Genomic DNA, 19,994 nt, shown 5'->3' on the forward strand with positions numbered 1-19,994 from the left:
GCGACTTGCATGCCTAATCCATGCCGCCAACGTTCATTCTGAGCCAGGATCAAACCCTTCAATTTTGTATTGATTCACCAGCGAGCAAGCTCGCCGGGAGAAAGCAAAGTTAAAACCGATAGCTGATCTGGTCTGGAGCCTCGGTAAAGACTCCAGCGATTCGCCATTTTTTCATTCATCCGAACCAAACCACTCCGAAAAGCAACTTGATCCAGAATCACGAGAAATGACCTCGCAAATCTAAACTCAACAGAAGTTTCATCACCAAATTGTCAAAGATCAATGTGTCTGGTCGCCCTCGATGTCGTCGCTGACCCGGAGGTCGCTGAGACAAAAAGTTGTGTGCCAAACGCGAGGGCGAATCATTACCCGTAGATCGTTCGTCGTCAATGCGTTGTCGCAGTGTTTCTTAAGATTTGGCACATTTTTTGCCATCTTTAGACGTGTGTGCTCCGCTCATTGCCTAAATCCTCGCCAATTCACGCAACAGTACAGCCTGGAATGATCACCATTTTTTGTTTTTGACTCATCGTTTCGAATTCGTCGCACTGAAGATGTCGCACTGAAGATGATGTCGGTCAGCAGATCTGCCGCGTGCCTTCGATTGGTTGGCATTCCGAGGTTTGGATTGCAATAGGCGAATGACGAGACCCTGGGAACGCTTCCCGGCTGTGGGGGGACGAAGCTGAGGGGACGACGTGGGCTGGTCGCCTGTACTTTGATTTTGCTTTATGATCCCAGACCATTAAGCCTTTGCCAAAATAGACCATCACCAAAAACGTTCCTCACCAAATACGTTTTCCAGGAAACGATTGAATGACTGATTCGAAGCAAGCATCACCACAGAGAATGGCCACCATGGCCCTGCACGCCGGGCAAGTCGTTGACCCGACCACCAACAGTCGTGCTGTTCCGATCTATGCGACGACCAGCTTCACGTTCAATGACACCGATCATGCGGCAGCTCTATTCGGGCTGACTGAGTTTGGCAATATCTACAGCCGATTGATGAATCCAACCGTCGATGTCCTTGAAAAACGGTTGGCGGCGATGGAAGGCGGAGTCACGGGACTCTGTTTTGCGTCCGGGCAAGCTGCGATCACGGCGGCTGTTCTTACGCTGGCTCATAGCGGCCAAAACATCGTCAGCAGCACGTCGCTGTACGGAGGGACGTGGACGCTGTTCACGCAAACGTTGAAGCAAATGGGCATCGAAGTCCGATTCTTCAATCCGGACCATCCCGAGGAAATTCACAAACTGGTCGACGAGAACACGCGACTGGTTTACATGGAAAGCATCGGCAATCCCAAGAACGATGTGCCGGACTTCAGGGCAATCGCCGATGCCGCGCACACGGCGCCCCACGGTGCATTGCCGGTGCTTTGCGACAACACCACGATGACACCGATGTTGTTGAAGCCATTCGAGCATGGCATCGACATCGTGATCTACAGCACCACGAAGTTTCTGGGCGGTCACGGCGTTCATATCGGCGGTGCGATCGTCGACAGCGGTAACTTCAAGTGGGCCGATCAGCCTGAGAAATGGCCTGAGTTCTGCGCTCCGTCACCTTCTTATCACGGTGCGATTTTCGAAGAGCACCTTCGACCGATGGGCAACATCGCCTACTTGCTGCACATCCGAACGCACTGGCTGCGAGACACCGGTGCGGCGATGAGTCCGTTTGCTGCGTTCTTGTTCTTAATGGGAATCGAGACCCTGCATTTGCGTATGCCGCGACACTGTGAGAACGCGATGGCAGTTGCGACGTTCCTGGAGAATCACGATTCGGTCGAATGGGTGAACTTCCCTGGACTGAAGTCGCACAAGGATTACGCACGTGGTCAGAAGTATCTGCCCAACGGCCAAGGTGCGATCATGGGTTTTGGAATCAAAGGCGGAGTCGAAGCGGGTAAGAAGTTCATCAACGCCTGTAAGCTGTGTTCGCACTTGGCAAACATCGGTGACGCGAAGACCTTGGTCATTCATCCCGCCAGCACGACGCACCAGCAATTGAGCGGCGAAGAGCAAGCTAAGACTGGCGTACGTCCCGAGTACATTCGTGTTTCAGTCGGTATCGAAGATGTTCAAGACATCATCGATGACTTGAGCCAAGCTTTGGCTGTCGCGACCGCATGACCGAGAATTCGGCCAATCTGCGAGGTGCCGAGAGCACCGATGATGTCCGTTCGGCTGCGCCCCTGAAGCACGTTCAGACGATCGACTTTGTTGGTCCGATCGTGCTTGAACTTGGCATTTCGCTTCCTCGCGTGACGTGCGCATACGAAACATGGGGCCAGCTGAATGGCGACGCGTCGAACGCGGTGTTGGTGTGTCATGCGATCACGGGTGACTCGCACGCTACGCGTCATGATGAAAATGATGACGCCGGTTGGTGGGAGCAATTGATCGGGCCCGGAAAGGCGATCGATACTGATCGTTTCTTTGTGGTCTGCCCAAATGTTCTCGGTGGCTGCCGGGGTACGACGGGGCCATCGGATATTGATCCTCTTTCGAATCCGCCCAAACCCTACGGAGCTAGCTTTCCGCGAATCACGATCGCCGACATGGTTGGCGTTCAAAAACGGTTGGCTGATCATTTGGGGGTCAAGCGTTGGCGATCCATCGTCGGCGGTTCGCTGGGTGGGCACCAAGCGATGACCTGGGTGACTCGTTATCCCGGATCGGCCGATTCCTGTGTGATCATTGCGTCCTCGCCACGTTTGAGCAGCCAATCCCTTGGCTTCGATATCATCGCTCGCAATGCAATTCAATCGGATCCAAACTTCGCTGGCGGTCAGTACTACGACAAACCACAACGACCTGATACGGGGTTGGCGATCGCAAGAATGCTCGGTCACATCACTTATCTCTCGAGTGAAGCGATGGCCGACAAGTTTGATCCTGATCGTCATGATCCGCGTCAGATCGCGTCTGGTTTCGAACAACAGTTCAGCGTCGGTTCGTATCTGGCACACCAGGGCGAGAAGTTCACGACTCGATTTGATGCAAACAGTTACGTCACGTTATCGATGGCACTCGACTTGTTCGATCTTGGGTCGACGCGTTTGCAGTTGATGGAAGCTTTTGACGAAGCGGACAGTAGTTTTCTAGTGATTAGCTTCAGCAGCGACTGGTTGTTTCCGCCGAGTCAGTCTCGTGACATAGTCGCGGCGCTTGCGGCGCTAGATAAACAAGTCACCTACACCGAAGTCACTTCGACTGCGGGGCACGATTCCTTTTTGGTCGACCGCGAAATTGGCCAATACGCGCCGATCATCGAAGCGCGGCTGGGGAAGGTGGACCGGTCGCCGCTGACATTAACGCGATTGGAAGAGTTCATTCTGTCATGTATTCCAAGCGGCCTTTCGGTGCTTGACCTCGGCTGTGGCGACGGCAATCTGATGGCGGCGTTGCGAGAACGGGGACATGAGAAATTGGTCGGTGTTGAAGTTGCCCAGGACAACATTTTGAAGGCTGCATCGCGCGGTTTGAATGTCATCGACTATGACCTGAATACTGGGTTGCCCGCATTCATCGACAACCAGTTCGACTTCATTGTGTTGAGTTCGACGCTGCAGGCGGTCGCCAATGTGGCCGAGCTGTTTGACGAAATGTTGCGAGTAGGAAAGCGGGTGGTCGTTAGCTTTCCAAATTTTGCTTACCGGACACTTCGCGAAGACTATGTCGTGCGAGGTCGTTCGCCGCGAGCACCGGGCGAATTCAATTACTGTTGGTATGACACGCCCAATCGCCGTTTTCCAAGCATCGCCGACGTGATGGATCTTTGTCGTGAGAAAAACGTGACTGTCGAGCAGGAGATCTACTTTGATTCTGCGACGCAGACGCAAATCTGGCCCGATGATGACCCGAATTTGAATGCCGAGACAGCGATCTTAGTACTTTCTCGCTAAGACGCTGTTACGATAGATCGTCGCGGTGCACCGATTTTGGGGCATCGTGTTCCCCATTTCTTCGTGTTCAAAGTGGTGCTGCGTTATGAAGTCGATTGCAGTTTTGGCGGCTCTTTGTTGGTCGTTTGGTTCGCTGGCGTCGTGCTTGGCGGCTGATCAACCTAACTTCATCATCATTTTCACGGACGACCAGGGCTACAACGACTTGGGGTGTTTTGGGTCAAAGAAGATCGAGACGCCGAACATCGATCGTCTGGCTCGCGAAGGCCGCAAGTACACCAGCTTCTATACGGCCTGTTCCGTATGTTCGCCTTCCCGCGCGGCACTGTTGACGGGCAGCTATCCCAAGCGTGTTGGCATGCACAAGCACGTACTGTTTCCGCAAAGCGATTACGGCCTGAACCCGGCCGAGTACACGATCGCTGACCATTTGAAATCCCAAGGTTATGCGACCGCTTGTGTTGGGAAGTGGCACCTCGGGCATCATCCCGAAACGTTGCCGCGTGCCAATGGTTTCGATTCGTACTACGGAATTCCGTATTCCAATGACATGAATCATCCCGACAACAAAGGCAAGCCCCGTTTGCCGTCGGATGAATTGTGGGCGAATCAAGCTTCGGCGATCGAGATCTGGAACACACCACTGTTCGAAAACGAAGAGATCATCGAATTGCCCGTGGACCAGCGCACGATTACTCGGCGCTATACCGACCGGGCCATCGATTTTGTGAAGTCGAATCAGGACAAGCCGTTCTTCTTGTACCTCCCTCATTCGATGCCACACATTCCGCTGTATGTTCCTGATGATTCGTACGATCCCAATCCGGCGAATGCGTATACGTGTGTGATCGAACACATTGATGCGGAAGTTGGCCGCTTGGCCGATACAGTGCGAGATCTTGGGTTATCCGAAAAAACGTACATCATCTATACCACCGACAATGGACCTTGGCTGCAATTCAAGAATCATGGTGGCAGCGCTGATCCACTGCGGGCTGGGAAGGGGACAACGTTTGAGGGCGGCCAACGTGTACCCTGTGTCATGTGGGCGCCAGGTCGAATTCCCGCAGGCACGACGACCGATGCTTTTGTAACCACCATGGATCTGCTGCCAACGATTGCGTCGATCACAGGTTCGCAGTTGCCATCCGAAAAGAAGATCGATGGCGTCGATATCTCGTCTACCTTTGAAACTGATCATTCACCACGGAACGAATTGATTTTCTATTCAGCACAGGGAGTCCTGGAAGGGATTCGGATGGGCGACTGGAAATATCTTTCCAAGGTAAAGACCAAGGGCAAGAACAAGCCGGCTGGTCGCGAACGATTTTTGTTCAATCTCGCTAAGGACATTGGCGAACAAGAGAATTTGATTGAAAACGAATCAGCGATTGCAGCCAAGTTGGACGCTCGAATGGTGGCCGCGGATGAAGAGATCACCGGGGCAGCTCGTCTCGTTTGGAAACGCGAAGCGGTACCCGCGAACTGATTGATCGACGTTCTATTTTTAGACGCGTGCCACTTTCGACATGAAACCGCAATCATCATTTATTCGAAGACCCGTTCTTACGCGACGCCATTTTCTTGGTGGCGTCATCGGTGGTGTGTCGATTGCCGGTGGAATGTATGGATGGGCCACTCGTGTCGAACCGCATTGGTTGCAGATCACTCGGCACACGCTTGCGATTCGTGATCTTCCGGAAAGCTTGCGAGGGAAATCGCTGGTTCAGATCTCGGATTTTCATATCGGTGTGGCTGACGAGAACTATCTGAGCTGGGCGGTGGAGCAGGCTAATGAGCTAAGCCCCGATATTGTTGCGGTGACCGGCGACATCATCGATCACGGCTTTGAAGGTTCAGCGGACGCAGTCCAACGAGTCTTTTCGAGACTCGAAGGCGGATCGCTGGCAACGCTGGGCTGCCTGGGCAACCATGACTACGGAAATCGCTGGTCTGATACGAACATTGCTGATCGTATTACCGAAACGCTGAGCGATGTTGGTGTGCAGATGCTTCGTGACGAGCACGTCACGGTTGAAGGGTTAAGCGTATTTGGGCTCAATGACTATTGGACGCCTCATTTTAATGCGAACCAGGTGCTGCGCGAGGCAGACCAGGGGCGCGACGGACTTTGCCTGTGCCACAATCCGGACGTCTGCGACGAGCACGTGTGGAACGGTTTTCGCGGTACGATTTTGGCGGGACATACGCACGGTGGGCAATGCAAACCGCCGTTCATGCCGCCACCACGGCTGCCAATCAAGAACCGCCGGTATGTCAGCGGTTTTTATGACGTAGGTGAAGACCGGACTCTGTTCGTTAACCGCGGTGTCGGTTACGGGTTCAAGGCACGGTTCAATTGCCGACCGGAAATCACTCATTTCACGCTGCAGCGTTCGTTGAGCTAGGTGCTGAATTGAGCGGGCACAGGCGCGGGGGAAAAAGCAGAACTCGCGTCGATCGGCAAGGGCTTCCCGGTGAAAAATGCTTCAGCAAAAAATAGGGTGGCGTTGTAGTCGCTACGACCGTCACGGCTGATCGGTTTTTGTTGCATTACGGCATCAATTGGCGTTGCCTTCGTGCCTCATTGTGCAAAAACGCGTGCTAGGGTTCTTCGGGCAAACTCTGCCCGCTTTGTTTCCCTTTACCAATCCGTTCGTCTGACTTTGCTTGGACGTTACGGTACCCATAGCACGCCGATGAATCACTCTGCACGGACGACCGATTCGCTCGCCACATCAAAACTGCCTACGTACCGGTTGTTCTTGATAGCGATCGCGTTGTTGGTTGCCCTTAGCAGCGGCTGCAGTCAATTGCGTTTACCGGCAATCGACCCATCCGGGGCCTGCCTGTTTTCGCCACTTCCGACGACCACCTCCATTGCCTTGCCCGGTTCGGGTGGCGAGGGATGTGGATGCTTTAGTTGCTTGGCTGGACTCAAGTCTTGCGTCACTAACCATCTGCGAAGCAAGCCAGGGATTGGGTTTCCGACACCTGCCTTCGTCGATCCGGTTGATCCACCGGCCTGTCCGACGCCTGGAACGCAGTCCATTGCGGCCGGGCAAAGCAATGAACCTTGCGTGCCGAGCGCTCCTTGCGCCGGATCGTGCGCGACTGGTCCTCGCGCTGTATTGTTGGGCGCTGAAACAGACCCGAACTGCAAGTGTTCGCTTCCCGACCGAGGAAAGCGCGGCTGCATCTTGTTGTCGCCCATGAAGATCGTTGCACCGGTCGGCGGTGAAGTCGTCTTGTTGTCGGGCGTTTGCGGTAATGACGGTTACCTGCAGATGAACGAGAAGCTGGAATGGATGCTGACGCCCGACAGCGTCGGTACGTTCATTCAAGTTGGCGATGACGAGCCTGGCGTGATCGGTCGATTGGCCGGTTCAAGCGTTCGTCCCGAGAAGAAAGATCCGTCGTACGCGATCGGAATCACCAGCACCAAAAAAACACTGATCACACGCGGTAACACCAACCCCAACGACGACGTGCGGTTAGAGAAAGGTCAGACCTGGATCACGCTTTCCAGCCCGAGTGAAGGAGTCAGCCACGTCACGGTGCTTGCGCCCGAGAGTGAATGCTGGGACCAACGCAAATCGACGGCGACGATTTACTGGGTCGATGCTACCGCACAATTTCCTGGTGCGCAAATCGTGCCCGCCGGGACCACGGTTGACCTGACCACTCGCGTCACGCGATCAGAAAAGACATTGCCGGCAAGCGGATGGAAAGTTCGCTACGAAATCCTGCAACCTGAACTGGCAACGTTTGCCGGAACCGGTGGATCGGCGGTTACCGAAGTCATCGTTGACGATTCGGGCAACGCAACTGCTCAACTGGTTCCCGTGCCGGGCACCAGCGGCACGACCGCCGTGAACATGCAAGTGATTCGGCCGGGCGGCAAGACTGATAACATGCCAACTCTGCCGCTTGGTAATGGTCAGACCTTTGTGACTTGGAGTTCACCGAAGCTTGAGCTTCGCGCCGGCGCGCCCGCGGTTGCATCGTATGATGTTCCCTATCAAGTTGTCGCCAACGTGCGAAATCCAGGCAACCAGCCTGCCACGAATGTCCGCGTCGACTTGCAGACTCCGCCAGGCACGAAGATCATTCGCGCTGACTCGTTCGCTCGCGTGGTACCCAACGGCGTAACCTGGGACCTTGGCATTCTGCCACCGCAGACTCAATTGGACCTGTTCGTTGAATTGGCTTCACAGTCACCCGTGGAGCTGAGCTTTCAGGCTCGCGGCGATGGGCTTGCCAGCGAAGACTCGGTGCGTGTCGACGTTTTCCGGCGATCGTTGGGGTTGGCCGTCGCGGCTGTTGAGGATCGCGTCGAAGCCGGTCAAGCGGTGACCTTCAATATCGATGTCACCAACAACGGCGATCGTCCGATGACAAACGCTTATGTGACGGCAACCGGTGATTCGTCCATCATCCACGAAAGCGGTGGTGTGATGGTTCGCGACAATAAAGACGGTCCACTGCAACCGGGTGAAACTTGGCGCAAGAAGGTCGTCTTCACACCGACTCAGTCCGGTCGTCGCTGCGTCAGGGTCGAAGCGTTCGCCGACGGAGGCCAGCGGGCTGCTCAAGAAGCCTGTGCACTTGTCATTAACCCCATCCCACTGACACCCAACTTAACCGCAACGATTGACGGCAAGTCGCAAGTCGCTACTGGTGACCCTACTCTGATTCGCGCTCAAATCGTTAACGAAGGTCGTGGCGAAGCTCGCAATGTCACCTTCAACATGGTGTTCGATCCGCAGTTGCAACTGATCGCCGCAACCGAAGGTGCCAACGAACGAGCCATTGGTCAACGCATCATCACGTGGAACGTTCCATCGATCGCGCCGGGACAACAGGTTTTGTTGGAAGGTCAGTTCACAACAATTTCGCCAAGTCCTCGATCACGAGTTTCCATCAGCGCCGAGAGTGCCGAGGGCGCTCGCGCGAACGATGAGTTTGTTTTCGAAATCATTGGCCCCGGACAAACGGTACAGCCGCCACGCGGTCCAAGCTTGCCACCGGTCGGAACGTCGCCTGAAATCCCCGGCGGGGCGGCTCCCGAGCCGCTTCGCGGTAACCCTGATCTTCGCCGAACCGATCCACTGCCGTCGCAACCTGGTCCGTCCCCTGAAACAGCACGAACGGGTCGGCTGGTGACTTCGGTGTTCGGTCGTGACAACCCGGTGCGAGTGAATGCTCCGATCCGTTACTCGATTCGAGTCACCAACGACTCCAATCAGCGGGATGGACAGGTTGGCATCCAGTTTGCATTGCCAAACGGCGTGCGGATGGAACGATTGGTTCCGCAAACAAGCCCGGAACTGAGTGACTATCGCTTCGATTCCGGAGTTGTTTCGTTGCCCTACATTCCAAATCTGGAACCAGGCCAAAGCGAAGACTTTGAATTGGTGCTTAGCAGCAACCAGCCGCAAACGTTCGACTTGAACGTTGCCGTACGAAGTTTGAACACGCCCAACGGATTCGTTACTACCGAAACGACTACCGTAACGCCTTAGGTTTCTTTAGGAATACTCTTCCATCGGTGGGCACGAGCAAATCAGATTTCGATCGCCATAAGCGTTGTCGATTCGTCCGACCGCTGGCCAGAACTTTGCGTCACGGAGCCACTCCATCGGCCATGCGGCCTGGTCACGTGAATAGGCGTGGGGCCACTGGTCGGCAGTCACTGCTCCCATCGTATGCGGTGCATGTTTCAGTGGGTTGTCTTCGCGATCGAGTTCGCCCTTTTCGACGGCTTCGATTTCAGCACGGATCGATATCATCGCGTCACAGAATCGATCGAGTTCGGCTTTCGATTCGCTCTCGGTCGGTTCGATCATTAGCGTGCCTGGCACTGGGAACGACATCGTCGGGCTGTGGAAACCGTAGTCCATCAATCGCTTGGCGATGTCGTCGATTTTGATCCCTGCAGTTTTTTCAAAGTCGCGGCAATCGATGATGAATTCGTGTGCGACTCGGCCACCCGCATCGGTGTACAGCACGTCGTAGTGATCGGCGAGCCGTTTTGCCATGTAGTTTGCGTTTAGGATTGCCATCTGTGTCGCCTTTCTCAGACCCGCGCCGCCCATCATCGCGATGTAGACATAGCTGATCGTCAAAATGCTAGGGCTGCCGTAGGGAGCCGCGGCGACGGGGCCAATCGCAAACTCGCCAGCCGTGTCAGGACGCTGGACGGGGTGCCCTGGCAGAAAAGGTAGCAACTGTTCAGCGACGCCGATCGGCCCCATGCCGGGACCGCCGCCGCCGTGAGGAATGCAAAACGTTTTGTGCAAATTCAAGTGACAGACATCCGCGCCGCACTTGCCGGGGCTGGTCAGCCCCACTTGCGCGTTCATGTTGGCACCGTCCATGTACACTTGCCCGCCGTTTTGGTGAACGACGTCGCAGACTTCGCGAATCGTGGCTTCGAATACTCCGTGCGTTGATGGATAGGTCACCATCAGCGCCGATAATTGTTTGCGATTTTGTTCTACTTTTAGTCGCAGATCCACCATGTCAATGTTGCCGTGGTCGTCGCACTTGATCGGAACCACTTTCATGCCCGCCATCACCGCAGACGCAGGGTTGGTTCCGTGCGCCGAAGTTGGAATCAGGCAGACGTCGCGAACGTTTTCGCGGCCTTCAAGAGCAGCGGCATGTTCGTGGTAGGCGCGAATGACCAATAGCCCCGCGTATTCACCTTGCGCGCCAGCGTTGGGTTGCAAACTAACTGCTGCGAAACCGGTGACTTCGCATAACCATCGTTCGAGTTCGCGGAACATCTGCGTGTAACCACGCCACTGTGTGTCGGGCGCGAACGGATGAATATTGGCGAACTCGGGCCAAGTGACGGGAATCATTTCGCTGGTCGCATTCAGCTTCATCGTGCATGAACCCAGTGCGATCATCGAATGGGCGAGCGAAAGATCGCGGCCCATCAGTTTGAAAATGTAGCGCAGCATCTGCGTTTCGCTGCGGTGACTGTGGAAGACCTCGTGAGTCATGAAGTCGCTCGTTCGGGCGAGCGATCCGAAGCTCATCATGCCCTCTCCGGCCGCTTCAATTACCAGCGAGTCGACGTCAAAGCCGGTGTAGTGGCCAAAGTTGAACGCGGCCAATAGGTCCGCCACGAGAGCTCGGTCCGATGTTTCGTCCAGCGTTACGCCAAGCGTGCCGTCGTCGTATTCACGTAGATTGATTTGTCGTTCGCGAGCCGCGTCGCTGACTTGACGTGCGGCATGGATGCGGCCTTTGCCAAGGCTGATGCGAATCGTATCGAAGATCGGCCCATTGCCGACGATGGTGTGGCCAAGTCGGGTGAGTCCCTTGGCCAAGGCACAGGTGTAGGCCTGAGTTCGCCGGGCAATTTGACGCAGGCCATTGGGGCCATGATAGACCCCGTAGAACGAACTGATGATCGCCAGTAGAGCTTGAGCCGTGCAGATATTGCTGGTCGCTTTGTCTCGCCGAATGTGTTGTTCACGAGTCTGGATCGCCATTCGCAACGCGCGGTTACCATGCGAGTCTTTGGAGACACCAATCAACCGGCCGGGCAACTTGCGAGCGTGCTTTTCGTGCGTCGAAATGAACGCAGCGTGAGGCCCGCCCAAGCCCATCGGGACACCAAACCGCTGGGCACTGCCGACACAGATGTCGGCGCCCCAGTTTCCGGGGGCTTCTAAGATCGCCAAACTCAGCAGATCCGCAGCCGCAACCACCAAGCAGTTCTTCGCCGCTGCGCTCGCCGTCAATTCGCGATAGTCTTGCACTCGGCCGTCGGTCGTCGGGTACTGGACTAACAATCCGCACAGCCCACCGTCGCCATGATCAAAGTTGACTTCTGCGATCGGGCCGACGATCAGGTCGATGCCTAACCCACGAGCGCGTGTTTCTAACAAGGCTAACGTTTGCGGGTGACATTCGTCGCTGGCAAAGAAGCCCGTCTTTTTGTGGTTGTGAATCGCCGCGCACATTCCCATCGCTTCGGCCGCGGCGGTGGCTTCGTCCAACAAACTTGCACCGGCAAGCGGCAAGCCGGTCAGATCAGCGATCATGGTTTGAAAATTCAGCAGTGCTTCCAAGCGACCCTGCGCAATCTCGGCTTGGTAGGGCGTGTACTGCGTGTACCAGCCCGGGTTTTCAAGCACATTCCTTAGGATCACCGGCGGAGTTACTGTGGCGGAGTACCCCATTCCGATACAGCTTCGGTAAACCTTGTTCTTGCCCGCGATCGTTTTTAGTGCCGACAGAAATTCCGACTCGCCGCGAGGCGCAGGGATGTCGAGTTCACGTTCCAACCGAATTTCCGGAGGGACCGTTGCCGCCGACATTTCGTCCAGCTCGCTGAAGCCTAGGCTGGCAAGCATTTGCGAAACTTCGTCGTCCGACGGCCCGATGTGACGGCGAATGAATCCGTCGGCAAAATCAAGTAGGCTCGCGGGGTCCGCGTCGCCGAGGTGAACAACAGATTTGGCACGAGAGGGCGATGCAAGGTTCATCGTCGACGGTCCGGGGGTTGCCGAAAGGACAAGGGGTCAAAGTCGATCACTGACGACTCAATTGAACCCGTATCCTAAAGACGTTCCGGTCGAATTGTCACGGGGCGATTTGCCAAAAACGCTGGTCCCCGTGAAAACGTCGCCAAAGTCGCAGTGGGCGGCTTGATTTCGGCCCTACGGACTAAGCGTTTGGCGAGACGGGCAGGTTGATCGTGGCCAGCGATGTGGGATCTTGAACCACAATCACAGGGCGTCCGCTTTGCCGTCTGACCCATTGTTTCAGCTCGAAACCGGTACACCAAGCCGCGTGACGAAGGCGTGGCATCAGCGTCGGAGCGACGGCTCGCATACGAAACAAGCGATGCGATTCAGTCGAGTATCGTGATTTGTAGGTTTCATCGCCACGCATGAAATCGAGCCCCACAAAGCCTCGTTCGTATATCTCCAGCAGACCGTCAATGCACATCAGCCGTCCCGGCTCGAGTTCAGCAAAGTTGATGTCATAGCCGGCGCTATAGCTGTAAAGAACTTTGTTCCCGCCAATGAATTTTAATTCGCCAGCGATCGGCGTGCCCTCGTGTTTTAGCACGGCCAAGTAAAGCTGATCGCGACTGAGAAACTGCTTTGCCGTTTCAATCATGAAGCTACGAAACGACTCGTTTGCGAAACTACCCGCTTCGCCGGCAGCAACCCAACGGCGCTGGTGCATTTCGATCACAAATCCGAGCAGTTCGTCGACTTCTGCGTCGCTTGTTGCGACAACTTTTTCCATCGTCTTGAGTTGATCGGCCCAGCGTCGCATTTGTCGTCGCTGAGTTTTGCCGTGGCGTTTAAGATGTTCGTCCCAGGACGTGTCGGCAGCTCGGTACCAAACGCTCATGCGGCTTTGGGCGTGTAGCGTCGCACCACCCTTTTTCAATCCGGATGCCAACGCGGACATCGGTTCGTCGCCCTCGACCACGCCGTCGATGTCGATGACTTCCCAGCCCCAGTTCGCGTCCGAAGCCGACTTTGCTAAATGCATCCCCATTGCGAAACCAACCTCTGCCGCATCGGCCTCGTCGGCCAAAACCGAAACGTGGTCCGTACAGGCTTCGCCGTCGCCGATCATGGCAAGAACACCCGGACCGTATTGGTACAACGGCAGCAGGCCTCGCATGTTTCCGTCTGAATCACGAGCGACTAGCACGTAGGCTTGGCGCCCCCCGTTCATGGCTTCCCACCATGCACCCAGCCACGATGTTTCGCGGAATGGAACTCCTCGCGAAAGCCGGTTCCACGCGTCAGCATTCGATAGGAGTTCTGCGATGTCGCTAGTGGTTTCAATCGTGAACATTTGAGTGTCGTGGCGGTATGATGTGAGTGCGGGGCAGAATGAAAAAACCTACGCCGTGTCCATGAACTCAGGCGTGCGAAGTCGCTATTCCTATTACAATGCTGACCCTACCTGAGCGGGACGCCGATCCAGTCGTCAAAACCGCTAGGACCGCTTCCTGTTGATGCCCTCCCCGCATTCTCCCCTTCCCCAGTTTGAAGATCACTGTGATGAAATCACTATGCTTGAATCGAGTCTTGCTGTCCGTGCTGATCGGCGCCGTGTCGCTTTGCGGCCGCCGAGCCCTGGCGGATTCTCCATCGCAGTGGAATCGGTTCCACGGTGACAACGGCCAGGGCTATGTTGCCGATGGAACATTGCCGGCGGCGTGGGACGCATCGGACTATACGTGGACACGGAAACTAGGCTCGCGAGACGTTTCGTCACCAATCGTGGTTGGCGACAGCGTGATGTTGTTGGTGTCGCACCCCGAGAAGCAGAAGATTGCCGTCGAGGCGTTGGATTTGGCGTCCGGAAAATTGAAATGGTCCAAGTCGTTTGACCAAGTTCCGCATCACTTGCATACGCGAAACACATTGGCAGCCAGCACTCCGGCGGGCGACGACGAATTCATCTTTGCCGCTTGGTCGGACCCGATGCACACGATTTTGAAGTGCTTTGATCACGATGGGAACGTCGTCTGGTCGCGAGACTTTGGCACGTGGCAGTCCCAGCATGGCTTCGGTACATCGCCCGTCATCATTGGTGACTTGGTCGTGCTGCTGAACTCACAACAGGCCGAACAGTTAAAAGAAGGTCAGCAGGCTGGCGTTTCTCGAATGATTGCTTTGGATCGCGAAAGCGGACAGACCGTTTGGGAGTCTCCATTGACAACGACTCGATCCTGTTACGGTGTGCCGGCAGTCTACGAAAAGGATGGCGAAGTCAATCAGATCATTGCGTCGAATTCCGGCAATGGGCTGTTTGCGATCGACCCGGCGAGCGGAAAAATGTTGTGGTCGATACCCGTATTCTCGCAACGTTCATGCAGCACGCCGATCGTGGTTGGCGATGTCGCGATTGGTTCTCACGGCAGCGGTGGTGGTGGCAATGAATTGGTGGCCGTGCGCATTCCGGCAACCAAAGATGCCCAACCCGAGGAACTCTATCGGATTATTCGCAACGCACCTTACGTTCCAACGCCAGTTGTGAAAGGCGATCGATTGTTCATGGTCGATGACCGTGGGATCGCGCAATGTGTGAAAGCGGAAACAGGCGAGGTCGTTTGGTTCAAGCGAATCGGCGGCAATTTTGGTGCTTCGCCGATCATCATTGGCGACACGATGTTGATGATCAGCTTGGAGGGTAAAGCGACTTTGGTCGCGGCGGATGACGAATTCAAGAAGCTTGGTGAAGTCGATTTGGGTGGCCCTGTCGGCGCGACTCCAGCTTTTGTGGACGGGAACCTGCTGCTGCGAGTCGATGACGAATTGCGATGCTTGGGCGCAAAGCGACTCTAATTCGTTTTCCCTAACAGATCACGACTGGTTCATCAGATCTTCAATTCTCACTGCCAAGTCGACGGGCGGATCGCTGATCTGGAATACTTTACGGCGGTTGGTTTGACCGCCGATAAGTTCGATTTGCGATGGCTTGATTGCCATCGCTTTCGAAAGTGCCTTGGCGATCGCCTTGTTGGCTTTGCCTTTGTCCGCCACGGCGGTCACCGAAACTCGAAGCGCATCATCATGGCATCCACCGACGTGGTTTTGTCTGGCTGATGCTGTCGCGTGAATCGAGATTCGCATGTCCGGCTATCCGTGACCGATGTCGGTGACGCCTTCGAATAATCGCGACCCGATTCGCACCATGGTGGCGCCTTCGGCAATCGCTTCGGCGAAGTCGCCGCTCATTCCCATTGAAAGATGCGGCAATTCCAGCCCAAATTCAGTGGCTAGCGTGTCGCGAAGTTCACGGGTTTCGGAGAACTGGGACTGAGCGGCTGACGAGTCGGTGTCCCAGCCGGCCATGGCCATGATGCCGATTACTCGCACACTGTCGCTGGGCATCGTGCCAAGGACCACGCGGAGTTCGTCGGGGGTCATGCCGGTTTTCGATTCGTCGCCGCTCGCGTTGACTTCAAGCAGCACGTCGGTCGTGATCCCTGCGGCCGACGATTCCTGGGCGATCGTGGTAAGTAGCTTCTCGCTGTCGACTGAATGGATCACTGGCCGATGACGCAGCGTCCGACGTGTTTTGTTGCGTTGCAGGTTGCCGATTACGTGCCACTGCACTGAATCGTCCAGCGACAAAATCTCGGCTTTTTGCCAGAGCACTTGGGGGCGGTTTTCACCGAGGTTGTCACAGCCCGCGTCGACTAACATCGCCGTGATCTCAGCGTCGACGTACTTGGTCACGCCAATCACGGTGACTGAATTCGGGTCACGTCCCGCATCGGTCGCTGCTTGGTGAACGTCACTTAATACCGCGTTCCAGTTTTCGTTTAGGCGGTTTTGCGAATCGTCGTCCATCAAATCTCTGTTCTCATTGAATTCAGTTTCATCCGGATCTGTTTATATCAATCTTCGCCTGGTTCGCTATCGTCCACTGTTACGATTGCGTCGTGGTCGCCGTAGGTCGGGTCAAACCGTGATGCAAAGAAGTCGGCGATCAAGTGTTTGCCAAGCACGCTTCGTGTTTTGGGTTCACCCAGAGTGCGGTAAATCATCCACTGCTCCGATCCGACTTGAATGCGATAGCCGACCGCTTCGTCGTTTCGGCACAGACGCAAGTTGTCGACGACCGTCAATTGACGCCAGGTGCGTTTGCGTTTGAAACGGCGCTGTGAGCAGTCGATCCATAGCGGGCAATACAGACGCCCCTTTCCTTCGGACGCGAAAACCAGATGCCCATCTTCGGACGTCTTTAGCGTCGCTGCCGTCGGCCCGACTCGCCATTCGCCGGCCGAGATTGGCAGCACCATGGCGGATCGCCGGCCGTCGTTCAGGAACACTTCGCGAGTTTCGGGCTCCGGATCGGCTTCAATGTTTTCGGCCATGGGAATGCGCGACATGTAGCGAATGCTGCGAAAATCGTCGGTTCCCACGCCGGTGTTGTCCAGAGCAGCGCTGTCCGGGGCAGCATGATCAGGATCTGGCACGATCGCATCCGCTAAGTGGATACAGCGATCTTCGCGAACGTGCATCACTTGGCGTTGCAACAGGATGCCGCCGGTCCACGGTTGTTCAAGTTCGATGTAGTGAACGTCGTCGTCAGTGTATTCACAGATTTCTGACCAAGTTCCAGTTGGCCGTTGTTCTTCGCCGTCGATTTCGATCGTCGAATGCCAAGCACCATCGATGACTTTGTTTCGACCGGCAAAGATTTCGATCAAGACGTGTTCACCGGAGTAGTCGATGTGCGTGCGACTCTTTTGAACGTCCCATTCGGGCAACATGATTGCAAGTTTTGAATCGGAATCGTGCCACATCGTTTCCGGCAGTGACACTTCCCAGGCCAATCGGCCACCGGTTTGTGTCTGCCCTAGCGCGGCAGCGATCGCAGGTTCAAGCGACTCGATGTCCATGGCAACGGCATGATCTAGAAGTCCACCCTCGGCGATGTCGTCAGCCACGTCTTCGCGCGTCGCCGAACTGAGTGCGGAACCGCCTTTTCGCACGGTCATCGCGGCAACCCAGGTTGCCAATAAGTCGGCCGCTTTGGTGTGAACTTTTTTGATTTTATGATTTGACGTGCACCGAAGGAGCGTCAGGCTACGGGTAAGTGACGCAAAGACTGCCCGAGTATCGACGGCGCCCGCGATGGCCTCGGCGATTGCGATGTCGAATTGGTCACACCAGTCGGTGATCGCGGCGATCGACTGTTTTTGTAATCGCAGACAAGATGGCACGTCTGCCATTCGCCAAGCCAGCGTTAGCCCAAGTTCGCCGCCCAGAATCAAATGAGTGGTTGAATAGGTCTGGTTTTTTGAAATGACCGCTTCATGCAGTTGGCGTAGCGAGGTCATCAGTTGCCAGCTAAATCTCGGTTCAAGTTCGCGGCAAAGGGCCGGCAGCGCTGCGGCCCAAGCGACGGCTTGGTTGGCTTCGACGACGGAGATCGCGGACGCGGTTTCGATGGAAAGGATGAAATCCTCGACTGCGCCGACCAGGTCAAAGGATTCATGCTTTTTGCCGATCGTTCCACCGCAGGCGAGACGGCTAAGCAGTTCGAATTGTTCACTACATTCCGTCCCGGTGGCGACTGCGATTCCCCATCGATAGACTGCCCCGGACTTGCCGGCTTTGCCGAAAATGGATGCGGCTGGTGTCGACTTGCTGGTGGCGATTGCCTTCAATCGCAGGGCTTCCCATTGTTTGAGTGAATCCATTGAACTGGATTTCGATTCACGATTTTGGGTTGTGTCGATAGACATAAAGAGATGCGCAGCAATAGCGGGGACGTCAATTGTGAAGATTTTCAGTTGGCCAGCGGCCGCAATCTGAACAGGATCGGACGATACCATAGCTGTTAAATTGGGCAACGCCAGATAGTTTGGAAGGGTTGAGAGAGTTTTGACCAGGGCCGGTCTGGGCGTATCCTTGACCTACTGATTGGTCGACAATCGGGCCGTAGCCGGATCTTTAAGTCTGCGATTGAGTCTCGGTTGGCTGCGAAGCCACTCCATTCGTGAAAATTAAACAGGAAGCATCGATGTTCGTTAGGTCGATTGGACAATTCATCTGGATACTCACCATTGGTTTCGGCTGCCAAGGTCTGGGACTTGCCCAGGAAACGAAGCAAGCCGCAAATCCGGACGCGGAAACCGAGAAAGAGATTCGGATGCTGCCGTCCATCGACGATCCGTCGGACGACGAGAAAGAGCAGACACCGGTCGACGAGATGGTCACTCGAGACCAAGTGGCAGCCAAAGCGTTTGGTCCGCCGCCCGGGGCAAAGTCGATCAGTCCGCGGAATCTTTGGATCGATGCGAAAAAGTCATTTGTCATTCTGGACGGTTACGTTGCCATGAATGACGGGCCGCTGGAAATGTTCGCCTGTCCTGCCGGAACCAAAGAACACGAATCAGTGGTGGCAACGATCGCCAAGTCATCCGAAGTTCATGCGGCTTTGTTGGCGGTCAACGCTCAGTCTGGCACGACGGTTCGATTCTTGCCTCGCTATGTGCCGGCCACCGGACAGCGGATTCGTGTCTGGGTCTGCTACCGAGATAAAGACGGCAAGTTCCACGCGGTCGACGGCCGAAAGTGGGTTCAGCGGGCCGAGTCCGGAAAGTCGATGGAAGTCGATTGGGTTTTCGCGGGCAGCGGGTTCTGGACTGATCCGTCCGACAATCACGAATATTACCGAGCCGACTCCGGTGACATGATTTGTGTTTCGAACTTCAGCACGGCCATGATGGACATACCCGTCGCAAGCAGTGCCGACGCTAGTCAATTGGACTATACGCCAATGACCAAAATCATTCCCCAGCGGGGAACGCCGGTACGGATGGTGCTGGTTCCGATTCCAGTTCCAACCGACACGGACGATGAAAAAGCCAAGGAAATCAAACCGCCAACCGAAGACATTTTGCCTGCGGTCCGCTAAGCGATTGGAACGTCACGCACTAGCCGCTGAAGATTCCTGCGCCGAATGAATCGTCATCATTGGAATCGACGCTGGCGGATTCGCGTCCGCCCGATGGTGGATCGATGAAGTGTGGTCGTGGCGGTGCCGGTTTGTGTTGCGGCTTGGGCGAATCGATAATCGCCTGCGGTGCGTCGGAGTCGACGTCCGCAAAGTCATCGTCGTAGCGTGATCGGTAACCGGGTTGTTGACATCGGCTCAATTCAGCTTCGAATTCAGTGATGACGGCGTTTTGGATCAGCTCGCGACACTCGCTGTTGATCGGGTGGGCAACGTCGGCGTACAACTTTTGTGGTTGGTCGTGATTGTCGTGCGAATCGTTTTGGATTTTTGTCCCACATTGATTGCAGTACGACGCTCGTAAGTGATTCTTGTAGTTGCATCGGTTGCAATGCCCGCTCAACTTTCGACTGGGCATTGCTACGAATGGACCGCTGGTTCCATCGATGATTTTCAGATCACGGACCACAAATGCGTTGTCAATTGTGATCGAACAGAATGCACGAAGGCGGTCTTCGGAGCCTTCCATCAACTTGATTCGAATCTCGGTGATTTCCATCTTCCGACCTTCCCTAACCGGCGAACCAATCACAATCCATTGCGACTCGT

13 protein-coding genes are annotated in these 19,994 nt (G+C 55.4%); 7 read left to right on the top strand and 6 right to left on the bottom strand.

The genetic code is table 11. From position 1 onward, the window contains the following. Window positions 1-816: 816 nt before the first annotated feature. The 5 genes from Poly59_RS12720 to Poly59_RS12740 all read left to right on the top strand — a co-directional run bounded on the left by Poly59_RS12720 (window position 817) and on the right by Poly59_RS12740 (window position 9,439). The gene (locus Poly59_RS12720) at window positions 817-2,139 is read left to right on the top strand and encodes an O-acetylhomoserine aminocarboxypropyltransferase/cysteine synthase family protein (RefSeq protein ID WP_146534517.1); all 1,323 of its coding nucleotides are present in this window, start codon (window positions 817-819) and stop codon (window positions 2,137-2,139) included. After that, window positions 2,136-3,914 carry a homoserine O-acetyltransferase MetX gene (gene metX / locus Poly59_RS12725; protein ID WP_146534518.1) on the top strand — a complete coding sequence of 593 codons (1,779 nt, stop codon included), beginning with the start codon at window positions 2,136-2,138 and terminating at the stop codon, window positions 3,912-3,914. The genes Poly59_RS12720 and metX overlap by 4 nt, the downstream gene beginning before the upstream one ends. An 85-nt stretch (window positions 3,915-3,999) precedes the next feature. Further along, window positions 4,000-5,403, top strand: coding sequence for a sulfatase family protein (locus Poly59_RS12730; RefSeq protein ID WP_146534519.1), 1,404 nt, complete (start codon window positions 4,000-4,002; stop codon window positions 5,401-5,403). A 40-nt stretch (window positions 5,404-5,443) separates the two neighbouring features. Then, entirely contained in the window at window positions 5,444-6,322 is an 879-nt protein-coding gene (locus tag Poly59_RS12735) for a metallophosphoesterase (RefSeq protein ID WP_146534520.1), read from the top strand. Between the two features lie 291 nt (window positions 6,323-6,613). After that, window positions 6,614-9,439 carry a COG1361 family protein gene (locus Poly59_RS12740; RefSeq protein ID WP_146534521.1) on the top strand — a complete coding sequence of 942 codons (2,826 nt, stop codon included), beginning with the start codon at window positions 6,614-6,616 and terminating at the stop codon, window positions 9,437-9,439. A gap of 6 nt (window positions 9,440-9,445) precedes the next feature. Here Poly59_RS12740 and gcvP read toward each other — a convergent pair whose 3' ends face one another. Next, window positions 9,446-12,421: an aminomethyl-transferring glycine dehydrogenase gene (gene gcvP, locus Poly59_RS12745; protein ID WP_146534522.1), complete on the bottom strand. Its 2,976-nt coding sequence runs from the start codon at window positions 12,419-12,421 to the stop codon at window positions 9,446-9,448. Between the two features lie 181 nt (window positions 12,422-12,602). After that, on the bottom strand, window positions 12,603-13,757 hold the full coding sequence (locus Poly59_RS12750) for a GNAT family N-acetyltransferase (RefSeq protein WP_146534523.1): 1,155 nt from the start codon (window positions 13,755-13,757) through the stop codon (window positions 12,603-12,605). Window positions 13,758-13,966: 209 nt separating this feature from the next. Here Poly59_RS12750 and Poly59_RS12755 point away from each other — a divergent pair, with 209 nt between their 5' ends. Beyond that, window positions 13,967-15,256 carry an outer membrane protein assembly factor BamB family protein gene (locus tag Poly59_RS12755; RefSeq protein WP_146534524.1) on the top strand — a complete coding sequence of 430 codons (1,290 nt, stop codon included), beginning with the start codon at window positions 13,967-13,969 and terminating at the stop codon, window positions 15,254-15,256. Window positions 15,257-15,274: 18 nt separating this feature from the next. On the opposite strand, the gene Poly59_RS12760 is transcribed toward Poly59_RS12755, so the two are convergent. Genes Poly59_RS12760 through Poly59_RS12770 form a run of 3 tightly spaced genes read right to left on the bottom strand, consistent with a single transcriptional unit; the run spans window position 15,275 to window position 18,126 of the window. Next, window positions 15,275-15,544, bottom strand: coding sequence for a DUF167 domain-containing protein (locus Poly59_RS12760; RefSeq protein ID WP_146534525.1), 270 nt, complete (start codon window positions 15,542-15,544; stop codon window positions 15,275-15,277). 6 nt (window positions 15,545-15,550) lie between these two features. After that, on the bottom strand, window positions 15,551-16,267 hold the full coding sequence (locus tag Poly59_RS12765; RefSeq protein WP_146534526.1) for a YggS family pyridoxal phosphate-dependent enzyme: 717 nt from the start codon (window positions 16,265-16,267) through the stop codon (window positions 15,551-15,553). A gap of 47 nt (window positions 16,268-16,314) precedes the next feature. Next, window positions 16,315-18,126 (bottom strand): hypothetical protein, encoded by a 1,812-nt coding sequence (locus Poly59_RS12770; RefSeq protein WP_146534527.1) that lies wholly within the window; start codon window positions 18,124-18,126, stop codon window positions 16,315-16,317. 299 nt (window positions 18,127-18,425) lie between these two features. Between Poly59_RS12770 and Poly59_RS12775 the strand changes: the two genes are divergently transcribed. Beyond that, window positions 18,426-19,346: a YdjY domain-containing protein gene (locus tag Poly59_RS12775; protein WP_146534528.1), complete on the top strand. Its 921-nt coding sequence runs from the start codon at window positions 18,426-18,428 to the stop codon at window positions 19,344-19,346. Window positions 19,347-19,365: 19 nt separating this feature from the next. Here Poly59_RS12775 and Poly59_RS12780 read toward each other — a convergent pair whose 3' ends face one another. Further along, window positions 19,366-19,944 (bottom strand): SpoVG family protein, encoded by a 579-nt coding sequence (locus Poly59_RS12780; protein ID WP_146534529.1) that lies wholly within the window; start codon window positions 19,942-19,944, stop codon window positions 19,366-19,368. Window positions 19,945-19,994 lie beyond the last annotated feature (50 nt).

The organism is Rubripirellula reticaptiva (assembly GCF_007860175.1).
GTDB classification, from domain to species: Bacteria; Planctomycetota; Planctomycetia; order Pirellulales; family Pirellulaceae; genus Rubripirellula; species Rubripirellula reticaptiva.

Excerpts from the sequence above, each read along its gene's own strand:
- Poly59_RS12765 (WP_146534526.1), bottom strand. The coding sequence starts at position 16,267 with ATGGACGACGATTCGCAAAACCGCCTAAACGAAAACTGGAACGCGGTA.
- Poly59_RS12730 (WP_146534519.1), top strand. The coding sequence starts at position 4,000 with ATGAAGTCGATTGCAGTTTTGGCGGCTCTTTGTTGGTCGTTTGGTTCG.
- Poly59_RS12780 (WP_146534529.1), bottom strand. The coding sequence starts at position 19,944 with ATGGAAATCACCGAGATTCGAATCAAGTTGATGGAAGGCTCCGAAGAC.
- Poly59_RS12735 (WP_146534520.1), top strand. The coding sequence starts at position 5,444 with ATGAAACCGCAATCATCATTTATTCGAAGACCCGTTCTTACGCGACGC.
- Poly59_RS12760 (WP_146534525.1), bottom strand. The coding sequence starts at position 15,544 with ATGCGAATCTCGATTCACGCGACAGCATCAGCCAGACAAAACCACGTC.
- metX (WP_146534518.1), top strand. The coding sequence starts at position 2,136 with ATGACCGAGAATTCGGCCAATCTGCGAGGTGCCGAGAGCACCGATGAT.
- Poly59_RS12750 (WP_146534523.1), bottom strand. The coding sequence starts at position 13,757 with ATGTTCACGATTGAAACCACTAGCGACATCGCAGAACTCCTATCGAAT.
- Poly59_RS12770 (WP_146534527.1), bottom strand. The coding sequence starts at position 18,126 with ATGGATTCACTCAAACAATGGGAAGCCCTGCGATTGAAGGCAATCGCC.
- Poly59_RS12740 (WP_146534521.1), top strand. The coding sequence starts at position 6,614 with ATGAATCACTCTGCACGGACGACCGATTCGCTCGCCACATCAAAACTG.
- Poly59_RS12755 (WP_146534524.1), top strand. The coding sequence starts at position 13,967 with ATGAAATCACTATGCTTGAATCGAGTCTTGCTGTCCGTGCTGATCGGC.
- Poly59_RS12720 (WP_146534517.1), top strand. The coding sequence starts at position 817 with ATGACTGATTCGAAGCAAGCATCACCACAGAGAATGGCCACCATGGCC.
- gcvP (WP_146534522.1), bottom strand. The coding sequence starts at position 12,421 with ATGAACCTTGCATCGCCCTCTCGTGCCAAATCTGTTGTTCACCTCGGC.